22 protein-coding genes and 1 pseudogene are annotated in these 26,746 nt (G+C 49.5%); 19 read left to right on the forward strand and 4 right to left on the reverse strand.

Features of this window, described 5'->3' with window-relative positions; genetic code table 11:
* Nucleotides 1-210: 210 nt before the first annotated feature.
* The 3 genes from FYJ45_RS09360 (at nucleotide 211) to groL (ending at nucleotide 3,503) form a co-directional block, all read left to right on the forward strand.
* Complete coding sequence (locus tag FYJ45_RS09360; protein ID WP_154464385.1) at nucleotides 211-1,137, forward strand: GGDEF domain-containing protein; 927 nt, start codon at nucleotides 211-213, stop codon at nucleotides 1,135-1,137.
* A 411-nt stretch (nucleotides 1,138-1,548) separates the two neighbouring features.
* Nucleotides 1,549-1,836 carry a co-chaperone GroES gene (locus FYJ45_RS09365; protein ID WP_021634073.1) on the forward strand — a complete coding sequence of 96 codons (288 nt, stop codon included), beginning with the start codon at nucleotides 1,549-1,551 and terminating at the stop codon, nucleotides 1,834-1,836.
* Between the two features lie 44 nt (nucleotides 1,837-1,880).
* Nucleotides 1,881-3,503: a chaperonin GroEL gene (gene groL / locus FYJ45_RS09370; protein WP_154464386.1), complete on the forward strand. Its 1,623-nt coding sequence runs from the start codon at nucleotides 1,881-1,883 to the stop codon at nucleotides 3,501-3,503.
* 75 nt (nucleotides 3,504-3,578) lie between these two features.
* Here the strand turns inward: groL and FYJ45_RS09375 are convergent, their stop codons facing one another.
* Nucleotides 3,579-4,472, reverse strand: a complete 894-nt coding sequence (locus FYJ45_RS09375; protein WP_195841752.1) for a GGDEF domain-containing protein — start codon at nucleotides 4,470-4,472, stop codon at nucleotides 3,579-3,581.
* A gap of 195 nt (nucleotides 4,473-4,667) precedes the next feature.
* Between FYJ45_RS09375 and FYJ45_RS09380 the strand changes: the two genes are divergently transcribed.
* From FYJ45_RS09380 to FYJ45_RS09415, 8 genes are all read left to right on the forward strand, one after another.
* Nucleotides 4,668-5,411 (forward strand): YdcF family protein, encoded by a 744-nt coding sequence (locus FYJ45_RS09380; RefSeq protein WP_154464388.1) that lies wholly within the window; start codon nucleotides 4,668-4,670, stop codon nucleotides 5,409-5,411.
* A 191-nt stretch (nucleotides 5,412-5,602) separates the two neighbouring features.
* Nucleotides 5,603-6,127, forward strand: a complete 525-nt coding sequence (locus FYJ45_RS09385; RefSeq protein ID WP_154464389.1) for an adenine phosphoribosyltransferase — start codon at nucleotides 5,603-5,605, stop codon at nucleotides 6,125-6,127.
* Between the two features lie 249 nt (nucleotides 6,128-6,376).
* Nucleotides 6,377-8,638, forward strand: coding sequence for a RelA/SpoT family protein (locus FYJ45_RS09390; RefSeq protein WP_235930743.1), 2,262 nt, complete (start codon nucleotides 6,377-6,379; stop codon nucleotides 8,636-8,638).
* Between the two features lie 4 nt (nucleotides 8,639-8,642).
* The gene (locus FYJ45_RS09395) at nucleotides 8,643-9,275 is read left to right on the forward strand and encodes an MBL fold metallo-hydrolase (protein ID WP_154464390.1); all 633 of its coding nucleotides are present in this window, start codon (nucleotides 8,643-8,645) and stop codon (nucleotides 9,273-9,275) included.
* A 120-nt stretch (nucleotides 9,276-9,395) separates the two neighbouring features.
* On the forward strand, nucleotides 9,396-10,859 hold the full coding sequence (gene hemZ, locus FYJ45_RS09400) for a coproporphyrinogen dehydrogenase HemZ (RefSeq protein ID WP_154464391.1): 1,464 nt from the start codon (nucleotides 9,396-9,398) through the stop codon (nucleotides 10,857-10,859).
* A gap of 325 nt (nucleotides 10,860-11,184) precedes the next feature.
* Entirely contained in the window at nucleotides 11,185-12,444 is a 1,260-nt protein-coding gene (gene hisS / locus FYJ45_RS09405) for a histidine--tRNA ligase (RefSeq protein WP_154464392.1), read from the forward strand.
* Between the two features lie 68 nt (nucleotides 12,445-12,512).
* Nucleotides 12,513-14,324 (forward strand): aspartate--tRNA ligase, encoded by a 1,812-nt coding sequence (gene aspS / locus FYJ45_RS09410; RefSeq protein WP_154464393.1) that lies wholly within the window; start codon nucleotides 12,513-12,515, stop codon nucleotides 14,322-14,324.
* A 102-nt stretch (nucleotides 14,325-14,426) separates the two neighbouring features.
* A complete protein-coding gene (locus FYJ45_RS09415) occupies nucleotides 14,427-15,971 on the forward strand; it encodes a bifunctional diguanylate cyclase/phosphohydrolase (protein WP_117545447.1) in 1,545 nt (514 codons plus the stop codon).
* 15 nt (nucleotides 15,972-15,986) lie between these two features.
* Here the strand turns inward: FYJ45_RS09415 and FYJ45_RS09420 are convergent, their stop codons facing one another.
* Nucleotides 15,987-17,171 carry a DUF4190 domain-containing protein gene (locus tag FYJ45_RS09420; RefSeq protein ID WP_102288250.1) on the reverse strand — a complete coding sequence of 395 codons (1,185 nt, stop codon included), beginning with the start codon at nucleotides 17,169-17,171 and terminating at the stop codon, nucleotides 15,987-15,989.
* A gap of 176 nt (nucleotides 17,172-17,347) precedes the next feature.
* Between FYJ45_RS09420 and FYJ45_RS09425 the strand changes: the two genes are divergently transcribed.
* The 5 genes from FYJ45_RS09425 to FYJ45_RS09445 all read left to right on the forward strand — a co-directional run bounded on the left by FYJ45_RS09425 (nucleotide 17,348) and on the right by FYJ45_RS09445 (nucleotide 22,054).
* Nucleotides 17,348-18,298, forward strand: coding sequence for a peptidoglycan recognition protein family protein (locus tag FYJ45_RS09425; protein ID WP_235930739.1), 951 nt, complete (start codon nucleotides 17,348-17,350; stop codon nucleotides 18,296-18,298).
* A 40-nt stretch (nucleotides 18,299-18,338) separates the two neighbouring features.
* Nucleotides 18,339-18,590 carry a hypothetical protein gene (locus FYJ45_RS09430; protein WP_021634058.1) on the forward strand — a complete coding sequence of 84 codons (252 nt, stop codon included), beginning with the start codon at nucleotides 18,339-18,341 and terminating at the stop codon, nucleotides 18,588-18,590.
* A 140-nt stretch (nucleotides 18,591-18,730) separates the two neighbouring features.
* Nucleotides 18,731-20,626, forward strand: coding sequence for a GH25 family lysozyme (locus FYJ45_RS09435; RefSeq protein WP_195841753.1), 1,896 nt, complete (start codon nucleotides 18,731-18,733; stop codon nucleotides 20,624-20,626).
* Between the two features lie 72 nt (nucleotides 20,627-20,698).
* On the forward strand, nucleotides 20,699-21,613 hold the full coding sequence (locus FYJ45_RS09440; protein ID WP_154464395.1) for an AEC family transporter: 915 nt from the start codon (nucleotides 20,699-20,701) through the stop codon (nucleotides 21,611-21,613).
* A 63-nt stretch (nucleotides 21,614-21,676) separates the two neighbouring features.
* On the forward strand, nucleotides 21,677-22,054 hold the full coding sequence (locus tag FYJ45_RS09445; protein ID WP_154464396.1) for a DUF6709 family protein: 378 nt from the start codon (nucleotides 21,677-21,679) through the stop codon (nucleotides 22,052-22,054).
* 166 nt (nucleotides 22,055-22,220) lie between these two features.
* Here FYJ45_RS09445 and FYJ45_RS09450 read toward each other — a convergent pair.
* Nucleotides 22,221-22,760, reverse strand: a pseudogene (locus tag FYJ45_RS09450) (N-acetylmuramoyl-L-alanine amidase family protein); the annotation flags it as partial.
* A 471-nt stretch (nucleotides 22,761-23,231) separates the two neighbouring features.
* On the opposite strand from FYJ45_RS09450, the gene FYJ45_RS09455 reads away from it, so the two are divergent.
* On the forward strand, nucleotides 23,232-23,834 hold the full coding sequence (locus FYJ45_RS09455; RefSeq protein WP_154464397.1) for a hypothetical protein: 603 nt from the start codon (nucleotides 23,232-23,234) through the stop codon (nucleotides 23,832-23,834).
* A 144-nt stretch (nucleotides 23,835-23,978) separates the two neighbouring features.
* Nucleotides 23,979-24,395, forward strand: coding sequence for a hypothetical protein (locus FYJ45_RS09460; protein WP_154464398.1), 417 nt, complete (start codon nucleotides 23,979-23,981; stop codon nucleotides 24,393-24,395).
* Nucleotides 24,396-24,506: 111 nt separating this feature from the next.
* Here the strand turns inward: FYJ45_RS09460 and FYJ45_RS09465 are convergent, their stop codons facing one another.
* Nucleotides 24,507-25,856: an HlyC/CorC family transporter gene (locus tag FYJ45_RS09465; RefSeq protein ID WP_276891798.1), complete on the reverse strand. Its 1,350-nt coding sequence runs from the start codon at nucleotides 25,854-25,856 to the stop codon at nucleotides 24,507-24,509.
* 340 nt (nucleotides 25,857-26,196) lie between these two features.
* Between FYJ45_RS09465 and FYJ45_RS09470 the strand changes: the two genes are divergently transcribed.
* Nucleotides 26,197-26,571 (forward strand): TIGR04086 family membrane protein, encoded by a 375-nt coding sequence (locus tag FYJ45_RS09470; RefSeq protein WP_154464400.1) that lies wholly within the window; start codon nucleotides 26,197-26,199, stop codon nucleotides 26,569-26,571.
* The last annotated feature ends 175 nt before the right edge of the window (nucleotides 26,572-26,746 follow it).

A 26,746-nucleotide genomic window follows, 5' to 3' on the forward strand; every position in this document is an offset into this window, starting at 1 on the left:
TTTATTCTAACGTCTGGAACAGGCCGTGTCAAACGGGAGAAAATCAACCGGACAAAAATCAATTTTTTCTCCCATTGCCCGGAACTGGACAAAAAGCAGGAAAAAAAGTATAATAATTTTGGCTGTACTGCTGCGCGGAAATGCTTCGTACAGCCGCGGTAAAATAACAGCAGAACGCGGGCATAAGCCGGCAGAAGGAAGGGCGAGGGTATGGCATACGGTTTGATTTCCCTGGAAAAAAGATTAAAGGAAAACATAAAATACTACAGTCTGGAAAATTTATATGATCTGGACGAGATACAAAGGCTCTTTTGCAGTTTGTGCGAGGCGCTGGGCACAGAGCTGCTGCTTACAGAGCGGCACGGGGAAAAGGTGGTTTGCGTTGGTGATTTCTCCGGATTTGAACCGGATGTGGTAAGCGATCCGGGGCGGAAGATCCGCGTGGCGGACAGAACCGTCGGCCATCTTTATGCAAAGCTGAATCAACAGGCCGCCGGACAGACGGCAGAAGCCGTTCTTGACAATGTCGCAAAGCTGTATTCTTCTTTGGGAGAAAAGCAGTACAGATTCCGGGAAACTGCCATTTATGCGGATGAACTGGAGGAAGCGCTGGAGAAGGACAGATATCAGGCAAAGCATGGGGAGCATGTGGATGCGCTGACAGGACTGCTGAGCAGACCAAGCTTTGACAGCAGGCTGAAGGAGCTGGCTGAGACGGGGACTGCGCCGGATGCGCTGATTTGTGTGAATATCAATGACTGGAAGTTTGTAAACGAAAACTACGGCGATGAAGAAAGCGACAGATTGATAAAGACTGTGGCAGGAATTCTGAAACAGGAAGCAAAACCTGAGTATGTTATGGGCCGTGTGGACGGCGATGTTTTTTATGTGGTGATAGAAGTGCCGGAGGATGGTGAGGCAGAAGCCTACTGCCGGCGGGTCAGGGAGGCCTGCAGGGCTTATGAGGATGCCATACTGGCGCCTTCCGTTGCCATTGGCATGGTAAACAGGGCGAGCGTGGAAGAGGATTTTACGGCGCTGTTTTCCGAGGCGGAGTATGAGATGTTCCGGGATAAATTTGATGAAAAGAATATGCCGGGATACAGGGAGCGTCTGGAGAAGGGGCTGCAAAGATAGGAATATGGTAACTGTGAGGGTACAGGGCAGTTATGGAATATATTAAAATATAGCCGCGGCCAGAGCAGATTTTTTTCTGCCGGCCGCTTTTTTTTGCAGGACTGCGGCAGACGGCCCGGACAAAAGCTTTGCTGCCGGAAAATAAAAGAATAATCCTCATTGTATTAAGGTTTGAAAACACCGGAATTTGTTTATAATAAATTTATAAAAAACGATGAAATTAAGAAAAAGAGAGAAAACAAGAGATAAATTAAGATATGTTGAGTAAACAACATTTTTAGTCTTGTGAAGGGCGTTGCATAAAATAAACCAAAAACATAATATATGTATAGTGTTTAGCACTCAAACAAGATGAGTGCTAACAACAAAATAAAACCGGTGAAAGAAAGAATTCATTAAGGAGGCATTTTTATGAAATTAGTACCTTTAGGTGACAGAATCGTTTTGAAGCAGTTAGAAGCAGAAGAGACAACAAAATCCGGAATTGTTCTTCCCGGACAGAACAAAGAAAAACCCCAGCAGGCAGAAGTAATTGCAGTAGGCCCCGGCGGAGTAATCGATGGAAAAGAAGTTAAGATGGAAGTGAAAGCCGGCGACAAGGTAATCTATTCCAAATATGCCGGTACGGAAGTTAAGCTGGATGACGATCAGGAATACATCATCGTAAAGCAGTCCGATGTTCTTGCAGTAATTGAATAAGCAGACACGAAACCAAAATCATAAATTCAGGAGGCGTTTGAATCATGGCAAAAGAAATTAAATACGGCGCAGAAGCCCGTGCAGCTCTGGAAGCCGGCGTAGATCAGTTAGCAGATACCGTCAGGGTAACACTTGGACCGAAAGGAAGAAACGTAGTTCTTGATAAATCCTACGGAGCTCCCCTTATCACAAACGACGGTGTAACCATCGCAAAGGAAATCGAGCTGAAAGATGCTTTCGAAAACATGGGTGCACAGCTGGTAAAGGAAGTTGCCACCAAGACCAATGATGTAGCAGGCGACGGTACCACGACAGCAACCGTCCTGGCTCAGGCAATGGTAAACGAAGGAATGAAGAACCTGGCAGCAGGCGCTAACCCGATTATCCTCAGAAAGGGTATGAAGAAAGCTACCGAATGCGCAGTGGAAGCTATTGCTAAAATGAGCGCCAAGATCAACGGCAAAGAGCAGATCGCAAGAGTTGCATCTATTTCCGCAGGAGATGACGAAGTTGGGGAAATGGTAGCAGACGCTATGGAAAAAGTTTCCGGAGACGGCGTTATCACCATCGAAGAAAGCAAGACCATGATGACAGAACTCGACCTGGTAGAAGGTATGCAGTTCGACAGAGGATATGTTTCCGCTTATATGTGCACAGATATGGACAAAATGGAAGCAATTCTGGAAAATCCCTATATCCTCATTACAGATAAAAAGATTTCCAACATCCAGGAAATCCTTCCTCTGCTGGAGCAGGTTGTACAGAGCGGCGCCAAGCTGTTAATTATTGCTGAAGATGTGGAAGGCGAAGCGCTGACCACCCTGATTGTAAACAAACTGCGCGGAACCTTCAACGTTGTAGCTGTTAAGGCTCCCGGCTATGGCGACAGAAGAAAAGAAATGCTTCAGGATATCGCTATCCTTACAGGCGGCAAGGTAATCAGCGAGGAACTGGGCCTTGATCTGAAAGAAACCCAGCTCACAGATCTGGGACGTGCGAAATCCGTTAAGGTACAGAAAGAAAATACGGTTATCGTTGACGGCGAAGGCAGCAAGGATGAAATCCAGGCAAGAATCTCCCAGATTAAGAAACAGATCGAAGAGACCACTTCTGATTTTGACAGAGAGAAGCTTCAGGAAAGACTTGCGAAGCTGGCTGGCGGCGTAGCGGTTATCCGTGTGGGCGCTGCAACCGAGACAGAAATGAAGGAAGCGAAGCTGCGTATGGAAGACGCTCTTGCAGCTACAAGGGCAGCAGTTGAGGAAGGCATTATCGCAGGCGGCGGATCTGCATATATCCACGCATCCAAGGAAGTTTCCAAACTGGCTGAAGGAATGGACGGAGATGAAAAGACAGGCGCAAGAATCGTACTCAAGGCTCTGGAAGCACCTCTGTACCACATTGCTGCAAACGCAGGCCTGGAAGGCAGCGTTATCATCAACAAAGTAAAAGAAATGGAAGTAGGCATGGGCTTCGATGCTCTGAGGGAAGAGTATGTAAATATGGTAGAAGCAGGTATTCTTGACCCTGCCAAAGTTACCAGAAGCGCACTGCAGAACGCAACAAGCGTTGCATCCACATTGTTGACAACAGAAACCGTTGTTGCAGACATCAAAGAGGATATTCCCGCAGCACCTGCCGGAGCAGGCGGAATGGGAATGATGTAACTGAACAGTTACCCTATAAGTTTAAATCCGGTCACAGAATTTTCTGTGGCCGGATTTTTGTGGTTTACGGGAATTTTAGAAGATAGTTTTTATGTAGCTGCCTTTTCCGTTTTTCTTTGCCTGGTACATGGCTTTATCAGCCGCCCGGTAATAATCAAAATAAGAAGGGGCATACTCTTTATTGATTGCGGCGCCGATGCTTACGCTGACGGGAACACAGCTTCCGTTCAGTTCCCTGGTGCGCAGAAGTACTTCTTTGCAGACACGTTCCACAAGCCCTTCGTCACAGGTCTGGTATGCGAACAACCCGAATTCGTCCCCTCCTATGCGGAAAACAGTATCTGTACGGCTGCATACATTCCGCAGAATGGATGCAAAACGGAACAGTACCTCATCTCCCTGGCAGTGTCCGTAGGTATCGTTGATGCTTTTAAAGTTGTCAACATCAAAGACGAACATGGCATTGTGCGTACAGGGGCTCTGCTGCATCAGCAGGCTCTGTATGAGCTGTCTGCCGGCGGCCGCATTGTATACTCCCGTGTGGCCGTCCATATTTGCCAGATGCTGCAGCTTCAGCCTGTGCTGCACCTCGCTGTCAATATCCTGAAAAAAACCCACTGCCTGCATATTCCCGGCATCGTCCAAATAAGAGGTAAAAACCGCCCGGTACCACCGGTAATCCCGACAGGCACCAAGCCTGGAGAGAAGCTCCGCCGACAGTGTGCATTCCTGGGACTCCAGCGAGCGGAAAACATGGGAAAGCGACGGCAGATAATCAGGATGCAGGATGCCCGACTGAACAAGCCCCTGCGCCCCGTTATGTATGACAGGCGGCAGGCCGAAGCGCTGCGCGCATTCCGTTTCCGGATATAGATCCTTTGCCTGTGTATCGTATTCCCATATTATATCTGCAAAATTCTGCAGAAGGATTTCCAGCTTCTGTGGGTTTTTCGTCCATTCCCGGCTCATTTGTCTGTACCCACCGCCTTTCTTGTTATTTCCGACACTATACATGGCACGTACATATCATAATGTTATCATTGACGCAAGCAGCAGACAACGCGTTACAGAACGTATTTTTATGACAAAACAGGACAGGAAAGGACAGAGTGTGTTAAAATAAAAAGGCCATAAAGGAAAAGATAAAAAGGAGTGTAAATAAAAATGACATATATTTTTTTTACTGTGGGGATATTGTGCCTGCTTTACTGTGCGGGAATTCTGATATCAGGAGTTTTCGGTTCCTGGTTTTTCCTGATCTGGGGAGCGGCCGGCGCGGGCTTTATGGCACTGGCCTGGATGTGGAAAAATAATATAATAAGCCGTCTTCCGGCAGCGGTAAAGCTGCTGCTTGTAATCGTGCTAGCGGCCGGAATTCTGGTGTTCCTTTTTATTGAAGGCCTGATTATCAGCAGGTTTCACAGCAAGGGGGAGCCGGGGCTGGATTATCTGATTGTCCTCGGGGCCCAGATGCGGGACAGCGGCCCGAGCAAAGCGCTTGCGCTGCGGCTGGATACGGCGGTGACCTACCTGGAAGAAAATGAAGCTACGCTTGTGGTGGTTTCAGGAGGGAAGGGAAGCAATGAGCCGGTGAGCGAGGCGCAGGGAATGTTTGATTACCTTGTTGCGAAAGGAATTGCGCCGGAACGGATTGTGATGGAGGACAAGTCCACGAATACCAAGGAAAATCTGGAATTCTCCCAAAAACTGATTCCCGAAGCAGCCAGCGTGGGGATTGTTACGAATAATTTCCATGTCTACCGGGGAACGCGGCTTGCGGTTAAGCAGGGCTTTTGTACCGTATGCGGACTGGCGGCGCCTTCAGATATTCCTATGCAGGCGAACAACATGGTCAGGGAATTTTTTGGCGTAATGAAGGACCTTCTCTATGGTAATATGACGCTGTGACAGGTCAAAAACCCTGTAAATACAGGCATTTTGGGCGGTTGACTTATACAAGGATAAATAATATAATAAATAATAGTTTTTTAGGGAAAAATGACCAGAAGGAAAAAGTCTTTCAGGAAAAGACATAAAGGGCAGGGACAATTCGGCAGCCCAGTAAAAGAAAGGCCGGTTTGCGGCGGAAAGAGGACAGAATGAAAAAGCTGGAAGAATATGTGAGATGTATTCCGGATTTCCCGGAGGAAGGGGTCATGTTCAGGGATGTGACCAGCGTTCTGCAGGATGCAGACGGCCTGCACCTGGCGATTGATACCATGCAGGAGTTAGTTAAGGATCTGGATTTTGATATTGTGGTGGGGCCGGAATCCAGAGGCTTTATCTTCGGGACCCCTATAGCCTATAATAATCATAAGCCCTTTGTGCTCATCAGAAAGAAAGGGAAGCTCCCCTGTGAGACGGTTTCCATGGAATATGAGCTGGAATATGGCACTGCAGTGATCGAGATACATAAGGATGCGATCATGCCCGGCCAGAAGATTCTGATTGTGGATGATCTGATTGCGACAGGAGGCACCACGGAGGCAATGATCCGCCTGGTGGAATCCCTGGGCGGCGAAGTGGTCGGAGTAGTGGTACTTATGGAGCTTGCAGGGCTTAAGGGCAGGGAAAAGCTGAAGGGCTACCGTTTGGAGTCCGCAATCTGCTATGAAGGAAAATAATAGAACAGGATTTAACATGTGAAGACCTTGTACATCAGGGTTTTTGGCTATAACAATAAAAGTGGCGCCGGTGATGATATGAGTATGACGGAAGAAAAGACAACGGATAGAATGCAGACCGGACTTCAGAAAGAAGCAGCGGTGCAGCCGGAAGAAAAAAGCAAAATCGTATACGAGGGCGGCGGAAATCTTGCCCGGCAGCAGAAGAAAGGAAAAAGCCTGGTGCTGGATGATGGACGGATTGAGGCCATGAAGGAATATTTAAGTCCTGAGGAGCTTTATCAGGACCTTATTTCCCGTGTGCGCAGATACCACCCGTCAGATGATATTTCCATGATCGAGAAAGCGTATAAAATTGCCTATGCCGCCCACGAAGGGCAGGTGCGTAAGTCCGGCGAGCCTTATATCATCCATCCTCTCTGCGTGGCCATTATCCTGGCGGATCTGGAGCTGGATAAGGAAACGATAGAAGCAGGCCTTCTTCATGACGTGGTGGAAGACACGATCATGACCGAAGAGGAAATCGAAAAGGAATTCGGCCCTGATGTGGCCCTTCTGGTGGACGGCGTAACAAAGCTCCAGCAGATTAATTTCCCCAGTGATAAGGGGAACGGGGACAATAAAACCGCGGATCAGCAGGAAATGCAGGCAGAGAACCTTCGTAAAATGTTCCTTGCCATGGCAAAGGACATCCGCGTCATTATGATAAAGCTTGCCGACAGGCTCCATAATATGCGTACCCTGAAGTACCAGCCTCCGGCGAAGCAGCAGAAGATAGCCAGGGAAACCATGGAAATCTATGCGCCCATCGCACAGCGCCTGGGCATTTCCAAAATCAAGGTGGAGCTTGACGACCTTTCCCTGAAATATCTGGAGCCGGATGTATACTATGACCTGGTGGATAAAATCGCAGTACGCAGAAGCGAAAGGGAAGAGTACATCCAGCAGATTGTGGACGAAGTGACCGAACACATGAAAAATGCGGGAATCAAATCCCAGATAGACGGCCGTGTCAAGCATTTCTTCAGCATCTATAAGAAAATGAAGAACCAGAGCAAGACACTGGATCAGATTTATGATCTGTTTGCCGTGAGAATTATTGTGGATTCCGTAAAAGACTGCTATGCGGCGCTCGGCGTCATCCATGAAATGTATAAGCCCATTCCGGGGCGTTTCAAGGACTACATCGCCATGCCCAAGCCCAACATGTACCAGTCACTGCACACCACGGTTATCGGCTCTTCGGGACAGCCCTTCGAAATTCAGATACGTACCATGGAAATGCATAAGGCGGCGGAATACGGTATTGCCGCCCACTGGAAATATAAGGAAGCCTCCGATGGCAAGAAGGTGGCGGCCCAGGAGGAAGAAAAGCTTGCATGGCTGCGCCAGATCTTGGAATGGCAGCGTGACATGTCGGATAATAAGGAATTTATGAATCTGCTCAAGAGCGATTTGGATCTGTTTTCCGACAGTGTATACTGCTTTACGCCCACAGGCGATGTGAAAACGCTTCCCGCGGGCAGCACGCCCATTGATTTTGCCTACAGCGTACACACGGCGGTGGGCAATAAGATGATAGGCGCCAGGGTAAACGGCAAACTTGTGACTATAGATTATGAGATCCAGAACGGCGACCGTATAGAGATACTTACTTCCCAGAATTCCAAGGGACCCAGCCGCGACTGGCTGAACCTGGTCAAGAGCACTCAGGCGAAAAACAAGATCAACCAGTGGTTCAAGAACGAATTTAAAGAGGAAAACATCGTCAAGGGCAAGGAAATGCTGCTTGCCTACTGCAAGGCAAAGAGCATTAATATTTCCGAAATCATGAAGCCTCCCTACATGGAGGCGCAGATGAAAAAGTACGGCTTCAAGGACTGGGAATCCCTGCTGGCAGCCGTAGGGCACGGCGGCCTGAAGGAAGGCCAGATTCTGAACCGCATGCAGGAGCTGTATGATAAGGATCATCCCAAGGTATTAAGCAACGAAGAGGTTCTGGCCAATGTGGCTGAAAATGCCCAGGCCAGGCAGATGCTGCCCCGCGCCAAGAGTAAAAACGGCATTGTGGTGAAGGGCATCCATGATGTGGCGGTCCGTTTCTCCAAATGCTGTTCGCCGGTCCCCGGGGACGAGATCATCGGCTTTGTTACAAGAGGAAGAGGAATTTCCATCCACAGGACGGACTGTGTGAATGTGATCAACCTGCCGGAGTCTGAGCGTGCCAGGCTGATTGATGCGGAATGGGAGGCTTCCCAGGAAAACCGTACAGATGAAAAATATCTGGCGGAAATCAATATTTACGCCAACAACCGAAGCGGACTCCTGGCCGACATTTCCAGGGCGCTCACGGAAAAAAACATCGATATTCTCGCCATGAATACACGTACCAACAAGCAGGGAATGGCAACTCTGTCCGCCTCCTTTGAGATAGCAAGCAGAGATGAATTAATCCGCATCATTGATAAAATAAGGACCATTGACAGTGTTATCGATATAGAAAGAAGTTAAATATATGGCAAAATTAAAAATTGGGCGCATGGTGCTGAGCATGTGCCAGACGAACTGCTATTTTGTTTCCCTGGAAAATCAGAAGGAAGTGGTCCTCATTGATCCTGCGGATCAGGGCGGTCAGATCTATGAAGCGCTGAAAAGCAAAGGGCTGCAGGTGGCCGCTATCCTCCTGACCCACGGACACTTTGACCATATCTGGGGCGCAAATGAACTGCGCAGGCTTTCCGGCGCGCCGATCTATGCATATGAAGAGGAAAAAGATGTCTGCGAGGACGCTTCGAAAAACGTCTCCGATCAGGCCGGACGTCCGGAAACCGTGGCGGCGGATAATTATCTGAAGGACGGCGCGCAGCTGGATCTTGCTGGTATGCATTTCCAGCTGATAGCCACTCCCGGCCACACCAAGGGCAGCTGCTGCTATTACATGGAAAAGGAAAAAGTCCTTTTTGCGGGAGACACTCTTTTTGAAGGCTCCGTGGGACGGACCGACTTCCCCACAGGAAGCATGGGACGCCTGGTTCACTCCATCAAGGAACGCCTGCTGGTGCTTCCTGAGGACACCATCGTATATCCCGGACACGGCGATGAAACTACAATCGCGGACGAGAAGAAGTATAATCCTTACTGCCAGTAATCGCTTCGATAATAAAATAAACGGAGATGTCTATGCATTATTTTAGGCAGGGACATCAGCAAAGACCAATCGGCCGAAGGGCTGGATTGGTTTTACTAATCTTGGAAAGGGTCGGACAACATGCTTGCAGTCAGACTGAACAAACCGCAATTTGAATACGACATCCATTCCATCGTCAAAGCTTTTTATCCGGCGGAGACGGTGAAGGTGTTTGAAGAAGGAACAAAAGATTTTGAATCGGACGGGGATAACCCATCCATAGCCATATGGTTTGAAGAAAGGGCTATCCGGGTAAATTTATCCGGTACGGAGCATGAGGCTGTCCTGAGCAGGCCGGAGGAACGCCCGATTGTGAAGAATGAGCTGAAACAGCTTCTTTACCGCGTACTTTCCGCCCATACGGGAAAAGAACTTCCCTGGGGCACGCTGACCGGTATCCGCCCTACTAAGATAGCCATGCAGTTCCTGGAGGAAAATGCGCCGGGGACGCAGAATCCCATGACGGACGCGGATATCCTATCCTACATGCAGGAAACCTACTATTGCAGCGAGGAAAAAGCCCTGCTGGCCATAGACATAGCAAAGAGAGAAAAGCGCATTCTGGCGGATATCCATTACGAAAAAGGCTACAGCCTTTATATAGGCATTCCGTTCTGCCCCACCACCTGCCTTTACTGCTCCTTCACCTCCTTCCCCATTTTTTTCTGGAAGGACAGAGTGGGAGAGTATCTGACAGCGCTGGAAAAAGAGATTGATTTCGTCAGGGAAGCCTGCCAGGATAAAATCCTGGACAGCGTATATATCGGCGGGGGCACCCCCACCACGCTGGAGCCGGAGGAGCTGAGAAGACTGCTGTCAAAAGTGAGAGCCTCTTTTGATTTTTCCCAGGTAAAGGAGTTTACTGTGGAGGCCGGACGCGCCGACAGCATCACGAGAGACAAGCTGAGGGTTTTAAAGGAGTTTGGCGTGACACGTATTTCCGTCAACCCCCAGACCATGAATCAGGAAACTCTTAACATAATCGGCCGCCGCCATACGGTGGAACAGGTGGAAGAAGCCTTCCGGCTGGCCAGGGAAGAAGGCTTTACCAACATCAATATGGATCTCATCCTGGGGCTTCCCGGAGAGACAAAGGAGCATGTGGAGCGGACCATGGAGGCGGTAACCAGGCTCTGCCCTGACAGCCTGACAGTCCACTCCCTCGCCATAAAACGTGCCTCAAGACTCAGCCTGTGGATAGAAGAAAACGGCATTGAGACCCTTCATAATACGGACGAAACCATGGAAATAGCAGCAGAGGGCGCCGCCCGTATGAACATGAAGCCCTATTATCTCTACCGCCAGAAGAATATGTCCGGCAACTTTGAAAATGTAGGCTATGCTACCGAGGGCAACTATGGTATTTACAACATCCTCATCATGGAAGAAAAACAGACCATCATGGCCCTGGGCGCCGGTACAATTTCCAAAGCCGTATACCCCGACGGCCGCATCGAACGCTGCGATAACGTGAAGGACGTTGCCCTCTACATCGAAAAAATTGATGAAATGATAGACCGAAAACGAAAACTCCTCGGCGGCTGATATGTAACTGTTCAGGTTCTCCAAAGCTTCAGCCTCCGGGTGGATTTCCAATTCCTCTTGAAAAGAAAAGGAAAAAAGTGTAGAATCAAAATGCTGTCTGGAAGGTTTGCGCACTTGCTGCGCGAACCGTAAAAAAACGTGGGGCACGGCAGCAAAAATCCATCGCCGAAGGCGATTTGCATGGATTTTTGCATAACTGAGAACGAAGTGAACAGTTAGAATCGAAATTGCTGCCCGGCAGGTTAGCGCACCAGCTGCGCAAACCGTAAAATGGCAGCAACAGAATGGACAGCCGCGGCAGGCGGCGGGAAAGGAATACAGGAAAATGGCTTTAAGTAAAAAACCGGTAACCGGCATGAAGGACATTCTGCCGGCTGAAATGCAGCTGAGAGATTATGTAATCAGCGTAATAAAGGATACTTATGGTAAATTCGGATTTACCTCCATCGAGACGCCCTGTGTGGAAAATATTGCAAACCTGACAAACAAGCAGGGCGGAGATAATGAAAAACTGATTTTCAAGATTATGAAACGGGGAGAGAAACTGAACCTGGAAAATGCAAAGGAAGAAGCTGATCTGGTTGACGGCGGCCTGCGCTACGACCTGACGGTGCCGCTGGTCCGTTTCTATTCCAATAATGCCAGTCAGCTGCCCACGCCCTTCAAGGCCTTGCAGATGGGGAATGTATGGCGTGCTGACAGGCCTCAGAGAGGACGCTACCGTCAGTTTATGCAGTGTGACATAGATATCCTGGGAGAGCCCTCCAACCTGGCTGAAATCGAACTGATTCTTGCCACCACAACCACACTGGGAAAGCTGGGCTTCCGCAATTTCCAGATCCGCATCAATGAACGCAGAATCCTGAAGGCTATGGCGGCATACAGCGGCTTCCCGGAGGAAAGCTTCGACACGGTATTCATTATTCTGGATAAAATGGATAAAATCGGCCTTGACGGCGTAGCGGCAGAACTGAAGGAATGCGGCTTCTCAGAAGAAAGCATAAATAAATACCTGGATTTGTTCCGCGGCCTGGAAACAGCGCAGGACGGCCTGGGATATCTTGCCGGAAAGCTGGAGGGCGTACTGGAAGCGGAAGTTGTAAACAACCTGCGTGAAATTTCGGACAGCGTGAGCGCTACCAAGGCAGCGGAATTTGAAATGGTATTCGATCCTACGCTGGTAAGAGGCATGTCCTATTACACAGGGACTATTTTTGAAATCGCAATCCCTGAATTTGGCGGAAGCTGCGGAGGCGGCGGACGCTATGATAAAATGGTTGGTAAATTTACGGGCAGCGATGTGCCGGCCTGCGGATTTTCCATTGGTTTTGAACGCATCATCCTTCTGATGATGGAAAATGGTTTCCAGATTCCGGGCAAGCCGAAGAAAATCGCTTACCTTATTGAAAAGGGTGTTGCGGGAGAAGAATTGTGCAGAGTCATTGCCGAGGCGCAGTCGCAGAGGGCGGACGGCATGCAGGTGCTGATTGCCAGAATGAATAAAAATAAAAAGTTCCAGAAGGAACAGCTGATGAAGGAAGGCTGGGAAGAATTCAAAGAGTTCTACCGGGAGCCTTTAAAGTAAATATCGGCAGCTGTGAAGGTACGGGACAGTTAAAATATTTGAGACAGAAAAAACAAAGGAGGCACATCATGTCTGAGTCAATGAAGGGGCTGAAAAGAACCCACAGATGCGGCGAATTATCCGCTGCCAATGTGGGAGAAACCGTAACCGTTATGGGTTGGGTTGCCAAGCAGAGAAATAAAGGCGGTATCATTTTTGTGGATTTAAGGGATCGTTCCGGGATACTGCAGGTTATATTTGAAGAAAGCGACGCGGGCGCAGAGGGCTTTGCTAAGGCGGAAAAGCTGCGCAGTGAATATGTGGTTGCCGTTGTGGGAAAAGTAGAAAAGAGAGCCGGTGCGGTCAATGAAAACCTGGCTACCGGAGAAATCGAGGTCAGGGCGTCCCAGGTACGTATTTTATCCGAAGCGCTTACGCCTCCCTTCCCCATAGAAGAGGACTCCAAAACCAAGGAAGAGCTTCGCCTGAAATACCGTTACCTGGATTTGAGAAGACCTGATCTGCAGAGCAAAATCATATTGAGAAGCAAGATCACCATGGCGATCCGGGAGTTTATGTCCAGGGAAGGCTTCCTGGAAATTGAAACTCCCATGCTCACCAAATCCACACCGGAGGGGGCAAGGGATTATCTGGTGCCCAGCCGTGTGCATCCCGGGAATTTTTATGCGCTTCCCCAGTCCCCTCAGATTTTCAAGCAGTTACTGATGTGCTCAGGCTATGACCGGTATATCCAGATCGCAAGATGCTTCCGTGATGAGGATTTGCGTGCGGACAGACAGCCCGAATTCACACAGGTGGATATGGAACTGTCCTTTGTGGATGTGGACGATGTGATTGCAGTGAATGAAAAGCTGCTGAAATATATCTGTAAGGAAGCAATCGGTCTTGAGGTGGAGCTTCCAATCCAGCGTATGACCTGGCAGGAGGCCATGGACCGTTTTGGATCCGATAAGCCGGATACCCGTTTTGGCATGGAGCTGACGGATGTTTCCTCCGTAGTAGCGGGCTGCGGTTTCGGTGTATTTACCTCCGCATTGGAAAAAGGCGGCTCCGTCCGGGGCATCAATGCCAAAGGACAGGCGGAAATGCCCAGAAAGAAAATTGATGCGCTGGTGGACTTTGCCAAAGGCTATGGCGCCAAGGGCCTTGCATATCTGTGCGTGCTGCCTGACGGAAGCTATAAATCTTCTTTTTCAAAATTCATGACCGAGGATCAGCTCAAAGCGCTGGTAGAAGCAATGAGCGGTGAACCGGGAGATCTGCTGCTGTTTGCCGCAGACAAGAATACGGTTGTCTGGAACGTGCTGGGCGGCCTGCGTCTTGAGCTGGCAAAGCAGATGAACCTGATTGACAACAGCAAATTCAACTTCCTCTGGATTACGGAATTCCCTCTTTTTGAGTGGAGCGAGGAAGAAAACCGTTATATGGCAATGCACCATCCTTTTACCATGCCGATGGAAGAGGATCTGCATATGCTGGAAACTAATCCGGGCAAGGTGCGTGCAAAGGCTTATGATATTGTGCTCAACGGTACGGAGCTGGGCGGCGGAAGCGTCAGGATTTCTGACGACGGGATTCAGGAGAGGATGTTTGAAGCCCTTGGATTTACAAAGGAAAGCGCTTATGAACGTTTCGGCTTCCTGCTTGATGCTTTCAAATACGGAGTGCCGCCGCATGCAGGACTGGCTTATGGCCTGGACCGTCTTGTTATGCTGCTTACCGGTGCGGACAGCATCCGCGAGGTAATCGCATTCCCCAAGGTAAAGGACGCATCCTGTCTGATGACGGACGCTCCCAATGTGGTGGATTTAAAGCAGCTGGATGAATTGGGAATTTCCATCAATCCTACAGAAGAAAAAGAAGAAGAGACAGAAACGTAACTGTGAAGGGACTGAACAGTTACACGGAAATATAAACAGCCGGTGGGGATTTTTACCTGAACCGGCTGTTTTCACTAAAATCATATCCCAAGGAGTGTGCCTATGGCGGAAAAAGAGAAGCTGAGACAGGAGTTCCTGGACGAACTGCAGAATAAGCTGGTAAGGGCATCGTGTACGGATGAAATTTATGCTCTTCTGGCAGAGGCTGCCGCCTGGCTGACGGCAAGTGAAGGGCTGTCTTTTTTTATACGCCGCGAAGACTGCTTTGAGCAGGTATGCCGTCTGGGGAAATTCCCGGAAATGGAAGGTGTAACACAGGCAGCACTCTTTGGAGGGGAGCATCCTGTTTCCTTTGAGACTGTTATGATTGGAAAGGTATGTCTGCAGGAGAAGGAAGACGGGGTTTTTATGATTTTCCGTCCAAAGCCGGAGCTTATGACGGCGCAAAACAGGGAGTGCCTGCAGTTAATCTGCGGTATGGGAGCGCTGGTGCAAAAAGAGCTTTGGATTCGCGGAAAGGCGCACAGGGATGCGATGACGGATGAAATAACCGGCGCGCTGAACCGCAGCTGCCTTTTACAGCGGCTGCAGGAGGATATGGGTACCAAAATCGGAAACGCCGCGCTCATTGATATTAATGTGGACGGTTTCAAGCTGTATAACGAAATGTACGGATATATGAACAGCGATGCGCTTCTGAAATTCGTGGCGGATGCAATTCGCAGGGAAAAGACTGGGCAGGGAGAAATTTACCGTTTTGGAGCGGATGAGTTCCTTTTGCTTGAGCCGGATATGACGGAGGAGCAGGCGTTTGATACGGCAGAGCGGATTCGCAGGCGGATCAGGGACAGCAGCCGGGAAAAGAAAGATCTGCTCCATCAGTTGACGGTAAGCTGTGGAATCGTAATTTATCCGGAATATGTGGAGGATAAGGAGGAGCTTCTGGGCTGCTGTGTCCGCGCTGCTTATTATGCGAAAACGAGGGGAAAGGATCAGACCGCCCTGTGGCGAAAAGAGGACCGTCCCAGGGAACGTTCCGGCTATTACCGGACTTCCTTTGAGCGGATTGCCCCTACTATTTATGCGCTGATGGCTGCGGTTGATGCAAAGGATCAGATTACCTTCCGCCATTCCCTCAAGGTTTCGGAGTACGCCACCCTTCTTGCCCAGGCGCTTGAACTGAAGGAGGAAGAGGTGGAAATCATCCGGGAAGCAGGCTTGCTTCATGATATTGGAAAAATTGGAATCCCGGAAAGCATTCTGAAAAAACAGGGCAGGCTGACGGAAGCGGAATACATGGTAATGAAGGAACATGTGGAAAATGCGGTGGAGATGATACGATATCTGCCGGATATGAACTATGTGCTTCCGACGGTGGTGGGGCATCATGAAAGATACGACGGAAAAGGTTATCCGGCCGGACTGGCGGGTGAAGCGATTCCCCTGGGAGCCCGCTGCCTTGCATTGGCCGACAGTTTTGATACGATGACGGCAAGACGGCCTTATAAAGAACCGATGCAGATTTCCTATGCGGTAAAGGAACTGGAAAAAGGGAAAAATACCCAGTTTGATCCGTATCTGACAGATGTGTTCCTGCGATTGATTGAAGAAGGAGAGATTCAGGTATGGGGCCGTGGGGATGACTGAAGGCCGGCGGGAATATTAATCAGAATATATGGTGGTGCTGTTGATAAATATTTCATAATCATCATAGCTTAAATCATTATAATTTACGTCATATGGAGACGAAAACTCCACAGTTGCTGATTTTCCCATATCCGAGATGAATTCATAGGCGCTGCCGATTGCGGCGCCGTCTTTAAAATAAACGCACATCAGTTCCACGGAGTCAAAGGTTTTTCCGGTGGGATTCTTGATGGAAGCGATCACGCCGCCCTGAAGCCCCTGATTTGATTTTATCTGAAAATCCTTCCCGTAGTTCGGCGTATAATATTGGGGATCGGTTTTTCTTGCAATCGTATCCACCTCATAGCGGCTGTAGGGGATATCATTGTAATCTTTATCATAGGGAAGCGTTACCTCTACGGCAGCTTTCCCTCCTGCCGGACAGCTCCAGATATAATTGTTCCGCAGGAAAAGCAGGTTATCATTTTCATCATAATAAGTAACGGTAATTTCCAGCTGTATGTCCTGCGTATTTTTGTTTTCATAAATCAGTATCAGGTTCCGGGAGGCGGCATAGTCCTGCTGGACGATATTTTCCATCAATTCGCTGCTGGCAGCTTTTTCCTCAGCTGTGGGCAGATACCTGTCCGCATCCTTAATCCCGCGGACAGAGGCGTCTTTATCCATAGCCATTACATAATAAAAGAGGAAGGTAAGCAGGATGGAAAGTACAGCCACAATCATCCCTGCAACAGGAAGCCCTTTTTTCTTATTGTTTTGGATGAGAGCGATGATGCCCAGGATGACCGCCAGTACATCCAGCGCGATTCCTACAAAAAATATGCCGCTGAGAAAGCCGAGGATAGCCAGCACAAGGCAGGCGATGGCCAGCCCGCTGTTTTTCCGGGAATCGTATACGTCTCCTGAGGCCTGGCCATAAGGCATGTTGGGCTGCCCTGCGCCCTGGTAGGGCGGGGGAAAGCCATAGCCGCCTGCTCCTGCTGCGCCCTGGCCGGTATAATAGGGGCCGGAGGCCTGGGAATTGTAATATTGGGGCGGCACGTCTGAACCTGCTCCTGGCTGTCTATTGGGATTCTGCCAGGGCTGTCCGTTCAGATTTACTTCCGGCTGCCCGGGGCCGTTTTGGCCGCCATAAGGATAACCGCCGTTATTTCCATTTTCAAAAGGGCCGAAACCCTGGTTATTTTCATTGTTATACATATGTATTTCCTCATTTTTATACAGAATCTGTTACTAATTATAAAGCAAATGCCGTTTTTTGGGAATAGGGGAAACAATTTAAAGAAAACTTCATTTTTTATTAAATATTAACTCCAATAGATCTGCTATACTTTTATACATAATTCAGAAAAAATGTCAACAAAGGATGAACAGTCATGGCGAATCGAGGGGGACAGACCGAAAGACGGAACAGACATTATGGAGACAGTGTGGGTAATACGGCTGTCAGGAATCTCCAGTTTATTGACATATCCAATATGGAAGAAGAACCGGAATACAGAGCGTCACGTAAGGCGTCAGGTGCGCGCAGGCGCGTCGGAGAAGAAGATATGCCGTACAGACGAAAAGTGGAAGAATATCCGTCAGACAGGCGTATAAAAAGAGAGAACCAGGGGCGCAGGCAGGCAAGTGCGGCGGCCATAGCGCGTAGGAGAAGACGGAAACGGCAGCGGTTACTGGCCGGAGCATTTCTTGTGGTCGGCGTTATTGTTGTGGGAGGATTGCTGGGAACGCTTCTGTGGAAAGTGGTGGGCTGCTTTCGGGATGCGGACGTGCTTTCCGGGAACACCAGGGAAGAACGGGAGCTGATCCGGGAAAATGATACGAAAAAACCGCTGATTAAAGAAGAATTTCTCACAGTGAATCCTTATTCCCGGCCGGCGGAGCCGCTCACTGAGGTGAGGAATATTTTTGTCCACTATACGGCCAATAAGGACACCTCGGCGGAACAGAACAGAAGCTATTTTGAAAACCTGGGGATTACAGGGGAGCGTTCGGCCAGCGCGCATTTTGTGATCGGCTATGAGGGCGAGATTATCCAGTGCCTGCCCCTGGATGAAATCGCCTATGCGGTAAAGACAAGAAACTATGATTCCATATCCATCGAATGCTGTTTTGTGGACGAGAACGGGAAATTTACGGACGCCACCTACCAGTCTCTGCTGCAGCTGACGGCGTGGCTGCTGCGTGAATATAAGCTTACGCCGAACGATGTGCTCCGTCACTATGATGTGGGCGGGAAAAAATGTCCGCTGTATTTTGTGGAGCATGAGGACAGCTGGGAACAGTTCAGGCAGGATTTGACAGATTACATTATGGAGGAGTAGAATATAGCGGTAAAACAAAAATATTTACCGGAGGATTATTATGCTCGCATACAAATTTGATACACAGCTTTTAATTGAAGGAGAGGATCTGTCAGAGGACGCCGTTACGGAGTACATCACTGAAAATATCGAGGGTGACTGCCTGCTCGCCGTTGGGGATGAGGAACTGATTAAGATTCATTTTCATACCAATACACCCTGGAAGGTTCTGGAATATTGCGCTTCCTTAGGCGATATCCATGATGTGGTGGTGGAAAATATGGAGCGTCAGGCTAATGGGCTTCAGGGATAATACAGTTTTTCTCAGTGACCTCTGTTTATGGCAGCTTCCGTAAACAGGGGTTTTTGTTTCCCGGGTGGGAAGGAAGGGCTTTGATGTAAAAGGACGGCCGTACAGGCAGGGCATGATTCAGCCAAAAAAGGGGGATGGACATGAGCGACAGGAAATACAAAAGAAGACGTGGAAAACGGAGGACGAAGGATACGCTGCTGATGGTCCTGCCGGTTATTTTGGCGGTGCTGGCAGTTGCCGCTGCGGTTTTTCTGATTCTGAAATTTACCACAGGCGGGAAAAAGCAGGAGACAGGGACGTTCACGGAAAGCGTTACAGAAGGTGAGAGGGAACCGGAGAGCACGGCGCCCGCGGAAAGCATTCCGGAAAGTGGCCCGGACGGCACGGAAGAAATGCAGGAAACAGTGCAGGAAACGGCTTTCGGACAGGCGGAAGATATGGGCCGGGAACCGGCTGCACAGCCTGCCGTAGCGGCCGAGGTGGGAAGCATGGAGGATAAGGAGGACCCTCAGAAGTCTTCGAATGCTTCCGGACAGGGGAACGGAGCGGCAGTAAGCATCAATATGGATACCATGTCCGCAGCCGCAGGAGAAACCGCGGAGGCAACGCTTGGGGTTGACGTTTCCAAATACCAGGGCGGCAATATCAACTGGACGAAGGTGAAGGAGGCGGGAATCGATTTTGTAATGGTGCGCGTGGGCTATCGTACGAAGGCCACGGGGATTATTTATGAGGATCCCACGGCCCGCTATAATATGCAGGAGGCCCAGAAAAACGGCATTAAAGTGGGCGCATATTTCTTTTCTTCAGCCATTACGGAACAGGAAGCCAGGGAAGAGGCTTCCTGGGTGGTGAATTTTATTGCAAAATATAAAATCACCTATCCGGTGGCTTATAACTGTGAGGATTTTTCATCGCCGGACAGCAGGCAGTACGGCCTGGACAAGTCGGTGCGCACGGGTATCGCGGCCGCCTTCCTTGATACGGTGCAGGCTTCGGGATATACGCCCATGTTTTACGCCTCCAGAAATGAAATGGAAGGCAGTAAGGAATGGGATATGAATGCATTGGAAAACAAATATAAAATATGGGTGTCCCAGTATCCTGAGAAACCTTTTCCGGAAACGCCGGCTTCCGCATATTCGGGTACGCATGCCATGTGGCAGTATACCAGCCAGGGCCAGGTGGCGGGCATCAGCAAAAAGGTGGATGTGAATGTGGCGTATTTTGGCTACAGCAGGGAGGCGGAAGCGAAGGATCCCACGCCGGCGCAGGAAGTAGGGGCCAATCCTGAGGTGGGTATTAATTTCACGGAAGTAAACGAGATGGTAACGGCCAAGATAGAGACCAACCTTCGCACTGCGCCCACTACGGCGGAAGGCTCACAGGTGGTGGCCAGGCTGGTTAACGGACAGACGGCGACACGTACCGGCGTAGGCAGCAACGGCTGGTCACGTCTGGAATACAATGGGCAGAAGGTATATGCGGTAAGCAGCTTCCTTACGGTGGATTTGGGCTATCAGGCGCCTTCTGAAGCGCAGGCGCCCGTACAGACCGGGCCGGCCTACGAACCTGTGAATGAAACCGTGACAGCCAAGGATACCACCAATCTGCGTACAGCACCCGGTACGGACAATCCAGATACCATTGCGGCAACCATCCATTACGGCGATACGGTAACACGGGTGGGCATCGGCAGCAACGGCTGGTCGCAGATCAGCTATAACGGACAGATTCTCTATGCGGTAAGCAGCTATCTGACCACGGATTTAAACTACAAATCAAACAGTACCCCTACCCCGGAGAATCCGGAGGCGGGAATTACCTTTACCCCGGTAAATGATGTGGTTACTGCGAAGAGTGAAACCAATCTGCGCTCGGTGCCAAGCACCGACAGCCCGGATACGATAGTGGGCGTGCTTCATAACGGAGAGGCGGCGGCCCGCACCGGTATCGGCAGCAACGGCTGGTCCAGGCTGACCGTAGGCGGACAGACCGTTTATGCCGTCACCAATTACCTGACTGCGGCACAGTAGCATGGAAAAGCTTTTCCTGTGGAAATCCCCTGCAGGTTGTGATAGAATGGACGGCATGGGGGGATTAAGGAAATGGACACCTTTGTTGTTTTGCAGCAGATGCTGATACTTCTTGCAATGATGGCCATCGGCTATTACAGCTATAGAAAAGAATGGATTGACAGAAATGCCTATGGCAAGCTGTCGAAAATTGTGGTAAATATACTGAATCCGCTGATTATCATCAATGGAGTGCTGGGAAGAAGCGGCGGGGAGAACGAAGAAAAGGTTTTTATAAACCTGCTGCTTATCCTCCTGTATTTTATCATCCTGATTGCGGTCAGCTTTCTGGTGGTACGCCTGCTGCGCGTGAAGCCCTCCCAGAACCATCTGTACCGTATGATGACCGTTTTTTCCAATGTGGGATTTATGGCAATTCCTCTTGTTTCCAGTGTTTATGGCGAGGAATGTGTTTTTTATGTATCTTTTTATATCCTGATTTATAATATTTTGCTTTATACGTATGGGATCCATCTGATTTCGGGCGGGAAAAAGGAAAAGACCGATTTAAAAAAGCTGTTGAATCCCGGCGTGGCCGCCTGCCTGGTATCCGTTGTGGTTTTTGCGGGGAACATACCGGCGGCGGAGAGCGTGAAAAGCTTCACAGGCTACATGGGCAATGCGGCCATTCCCATGTCCATGATGCTGATTGGGGCGTCTATCGCCCAGGCAAACCTGAAGGAGCTTCTGGGAGAGGCGAAAATATATGCTTTTCTGGCAATCAAGCTGCTTATTATTCCCATGACGGCGGCGCTGGTCATCAGGAATTTTGCGCTGCCTGCGGAGCTGGCGGGAATTTTCGTGTTCATGCTTGGAATGCCGGTGGGCAGCATCGTGGTTCCGCTGGCGGCGGAATACGGGGCGGATGAAACCTGCTGTACCAGGGGAACGGTGCTGAGTACGCTTTTCAGTATCGTTACAATACCGCTGGTATCGCTGTTTCTGTAGTGTATTTGACAGCTGCGGGCCTGGTTTGCAGGCCTGCGGCCGGGAAAAAGGAGGAGGTGCCTTATGAAATGGATACCCGGAGCGGGCAGGGCTGAAGACAAGCAGCTGGAGGCGGACTATGAGAAAAGCACGGTTCAGGGGAAATTCCGCCTGGGAGAGACTTATCTGTTTCGGAAAAAGGCTTTGGGCGTCTGGTATCTGGCGTGGCGGGAAATCTTATGGGCCTACAGGCAGGTAGAGGATGTGCAGAGCAGGCTTTGCTGCGGCACCACCAATTATGAGGTGGAGCATCTGATCCTTGTGACAGAGGGCGGCAGACGGACGGACATCCGCCTGGAAGAAAAACAGGATGTCGAGACGGTTCTTGCCTGGCTTGCCCGCAGGAACCCGGCTGCGGATATCGGGTTTTCTCCTGAGAAAAAGGAAAAATATAAGAATTGAAAAAAATACTGTGAAGCTCTACCGTATTTCAGGAGCTTCACAGTATTTTTTTTCTGTGGCAGCGAGTCGGGCGGTTACGCGGGGCATCCTGCCGGCTGTTGCAGCGAGGGTCTGATAACCGACAGACCGTTGCGGGGAATTGGACTTTGGGAAAGGAAGGCTACCAGCTCCAGAGTGTTCCTGCGATGCCGTCGGCAATCGCTCTGGCTATGGCGTCAAATTCCCGATCGAAAAGCTCGTTGTCCTTTTCGTTATTTATGAACCCGACCTCCACCAGGACAGCGGGAATATTGCTCTGGCGCAGGACGACCAGATTGGGACGTTCGTTCACGCCCAGGTTTTTGAAGCCGACCTGCTCAAGCTGGCGGTTTATGTTGGTTGCGATGGTCCCGGCAGGAAGCCATGCATTGTATACCAGGCTTTCCACACCGCTGTACTGGTTCGGATAAGGGCTGGAATTACGGTGTATGGAGATAAATACATTGGCGCCGGAGTCATTTCCCAGTGCTGCCTTCTGATAGGGAGACTGATAGATATCTTCCGTTCTGGCATAAATGACCCGGAAGCCGTAGCTTTCCAGGATTTTTCCCACGGCAAGGGTAAGGTTCAGCGTATCGTCCTTTTCCTGCCGTCCGTTGAATGTAGCTCCGGGATCAGAACCGCCGTGTCCTGCATCCAGAAATATGGTATAAGTAAATTCGGCCATATAAAATCACCTGTATTTTCTTGCTATTATTCTATGGCGCGCCCGTGTATCGGTGCGTATAAATTCGAGTAAAAAATCATCAGTAAAAAAGCATAAAATTATGGTTGCATTTCATAACGGTTTCGTGTAATATATTTTTACACCATTCCGGTGTTATTCTCATTTGGCACTATCGTGCGCGGCATCGGGCCGTTATGCACGGCAGCGCAGTCTGTTTTTCAGGGAGCATCCGCAGGAAAGCGGCAGACGGCTCCGCTCAATTATTCCCATTTTATTATCTGTTACAGTAGACATTCTGCCGGATTACCGCGCATGGATTGCGAATCCGCGCTGCGGCAGAGTTGCAGGAGAGCCCGTTTGTCTTCCTGAAAGGGGGGAATACGACAACCGAAGAAAACGGGGTGAAAAGGGCGTGTGCAGCAGCCCGACATTAGTCGTATGCCCGCAGAAAGGGGCAGATAGGAGAAGAGTATGAAAAAAGAAGAAAAAGAAATTAATAAAAAAGTAATAGAAGAAATCAGGCTGAAAAAAGCCGAAATCAGGAAGTTTAAGAGAGGCCGCGGAGGAAAAAGCGGGCGGACGCCGGGAAGAGTCAGGAAGGCGGCGGTATTTGCCGCGGCGCTGGCCGGTCTGTCACTGTGCTTTTCCCGGGAGGTATCGGCGGCACGGCCGGGCAGCAGTACCAGCGTGCTGATTTTCAGTTATTCCGGTCTGATGGAAGAGGGCGAGCCTGTTTTTGGCTTCAGGCTTTCGGCGGATACTGCGGACTGGACGAAAAAAGTGGTCCTTCACGCCGAATATGAGAAGCTGAGCGAAGCGTCAGTACCTCCGGAAAGCTACATTTGGAACGGGATTCCCGGCGGAAATGAATCGTTTACAGTAAAGGAAAATGGTATTGTTACCTGCCGGTTGAACTGCAGTGAAGACTATACGGTCCGGGAGGGAGAGCTGCAGCTGAATATTATCAATATTGATAATACGCCTCCTGTGATTACAGGCTTTGAGGATATACCGGAGGAATGGACTAACAGGACGGTGAAAGTCTGGGTGAAGGCAGAAGATCTGCAGCCATAGACAGAATTATTGCAGCCAAAGGAGGAGAAGCTGTAGTCATAGGCCTGAGCGGAAGGCCTCCCCGGGACATAAAGAAAATACATCGCCAATCTTCAGGAAAAATTGAGAAATAACCCCGCTTTTTATTTAGAAAACAGGGATATTATGGATGCAGATACAAAAAAGCGGCATGCAGTATGGAGCTACGACAGCTTTGCAGCTTATCAGATGCTGGATGCGGATGGAAACAGTTTATCGGATAAGGAACTGTATTACTGTACTTATTGCGCAGATGAAGGACAATGCGGCTATATAGTGTTGGCATATGACGGCGGCGGCCTGCAGAGAATCAGCAGTGCGGAGACCTCCTATCCGTACGATCTGGATTCCAACATGGAAGCTGTTCTGGCCGGACTGGAAGCAAACGGAATTGATCCAGCTTCAGCCCGGGCCGCCAGAGTCAGCCTGACTGTGGGGGATAATATTCAGGAAGCCATCCGCATTACGGATGGGGAGGGCCATGAGTGTATCTGCTATTTTGGGAAGGAAGGCGTTTCCTTTGAGGAATCGTCCGGGGGTTAGATTTATTTCGTTCCAGGAGGAATGCATCCATTCTTCCTTTTACATAAACCTCCCTTTTATATAGAAAAAACGGACTGCCGGCCTGCAGTCCGTTTTTGCATTGTAATTAAATCAGCTTTGCTGGTCGCCGGAATTTTCTTCCCGGCCCCCTTTATCAAAAAAGGAATCCCGGCCATTGCCGTCGCCTTCATCCTCCTGCGGTGCAGGCGGTTCAGGAAGCGTCATCAGAACTTTGGTAATTCTGTTTTGCTGCACATTTTCAGCGCGCAGCATGATTCCGGCTTCGGTGGTCACTTCATCGCCGGGAACCGGCATGCGGTCCAGAATTTCAATGATAATGCCTCCGATGGAATCATAGTCTTCGCTTTCCAGCTCCGTTCCCAGGGCGTCATTGATGTCGTCCAGCTTCATGCCGCCTTCCACAAGATACTGGCGTTCGCCGATTTCCTGAATCAGTTCATCCTCGTCCGCATCATATTCGTCCCTGATTTCCCCTACGATTTCCTCAAGCAGGTCCTCCAGGGTAATCATTCCCACACAGGAGCCGTATTCATTGAGCACGAAAGCCACGTTAAAGCGTTTCTCACGCATTTCTATCATAAGATCGGCAGTCTTTTTAAATTCATAGGTGTAATAGGCATCCCTGAGGATGTCCGTGATTTTAAAGTTTTCCCGATCCTCCACCAGGATAAAGTCCTTGATGTTGACGAGGCCGATGATATTGTCATTATCGTCCTGGTAGACAGGAATACGCGTATACATATATTCCTTGAAAACCCCCAGCAGTTCTTCATAGCCTGCTTCCACATTGATGGTGCTCATGTCGATACGGGGTATCATGATATCCTTGGCAACGGCGTCGCTGAAGTCGAACACATTGTAAATCATTTCCCGTTCTTCGGATTCAATCACGCCGTCCTCATGGCTGACATCTACGTAGGTTTTCAATTCAGATTCCGTGATCTGATCTTTTTTCTTATTCGGATCCACATGCAGCAGGAACATGATGCCTATGGAAAGCCGATCCACAATATAAATCAGCGGCGTCAGCAACTTCATCAGATAATAGATGATGCGGGCGTAAGCCAGGGATATTTTTTCCGCATTCAGGGTGGCGGCATTTTTTGGGACGATTTCGCCGCAAAGCAGGACGACCAGCGTCAGGACGCCGGTGGCGATGCTCACCGCATAATTTCCCCATAGTTTCATTGCAAGTGTGGTGGTGAGAGCGGAAGCGGAGAGGTTTACCACGTTGTTGCCGATAAGAATGGAACTGAGCATCTTGCTGTAGTTGTCCAGGACCTTCTGGAGCACCGCAGCGCGCCTGTTCCCTTCATCTATCAGCGTACGCACACGCACCCGGTTGACGGTGGTGAGGGCGGTTTCCGCAGAAGAAAAGAATGCCGACAGGGCAATAAGAACAATCAGAAAAATAAATTGTAGGACCGACGATGAATCCACGTAAAATTTCACTCCTTTTTTTAATAAGTCCTGGGAGCATTCCACTCCGAGGATAAATTTTCCTAAGTATTTGTAAAAATTCAGGACAGGATGTCGCCTGAATTATTATGAGTAATTATAGGAATCTTACATAAAACTGAGCGAAATGTCAAGCACATCACTAAGGAAGAGAAAGGAATCGCCGAGGAAGAGAAAGAAAGTAAGGCACCCGTTTCCTGACAATAGCCGTTTCCGGGCTAAGAAGCCACTGTACGAAGCTGCATTTGGCCGGACAGTAATGAGGAAAAAGGAATAAATCGGAGGGGGAAGGGAATATACATGTTTCAAGGAGGAGAGGAATATGGACAAAAAAGAAATCAGGAGTTCCAACATACTGTTTCTGCTGAAGTGCCTGCTGTTTTCCTACATACTGACAGGAGGTTTCCTGCTGCTGCTGGCGCTGTTTCTCTACAAATTCCAGCTGTCTGAGAAAATCGTATCCATTGCCATCATCTTCATCTACGTGATTGCCGTGTTTTTTGCCGGGTTTATGACGGGAAAAAGAATGGGAAGCAGAAAGTTCCTCTGGGGGCTTGCGGTGGGACTTGCCTATTTCGCGGTGATGGCGCTGATATCGCTGGCGGTGAACCACGAATTTAAGGATCTGGGCACACACTTTTTTACCACGCTGTCAATCTGTGCGGCCGGCGGGATGCTGGGCGGGATGCTCAGCTGAGACGATGCATTTTGCGAGGCAGCGGTTATCAGCCGGCAGCAGTTGAGCTCTGACCGGTCCGGACCGTTACATCATCTTTCATGATTACCCCTTTTTTTACAGCACTTTTTTGACAAAAAATACTTTCCCTCAATAAAAAACTATGATATACTAGCTTAGACAATGGCGCCTGGGG

It is taken from the genome of Eisenbergiella porci (assembly GCF_009696275.1).
Taxonomy (GTDB): domain Bacteria; phylum Bacillota; class Clostridia; order Lachnospirales; family Lachnospiraceae; genus Eisenbergiella; species Eisenbergiella porci.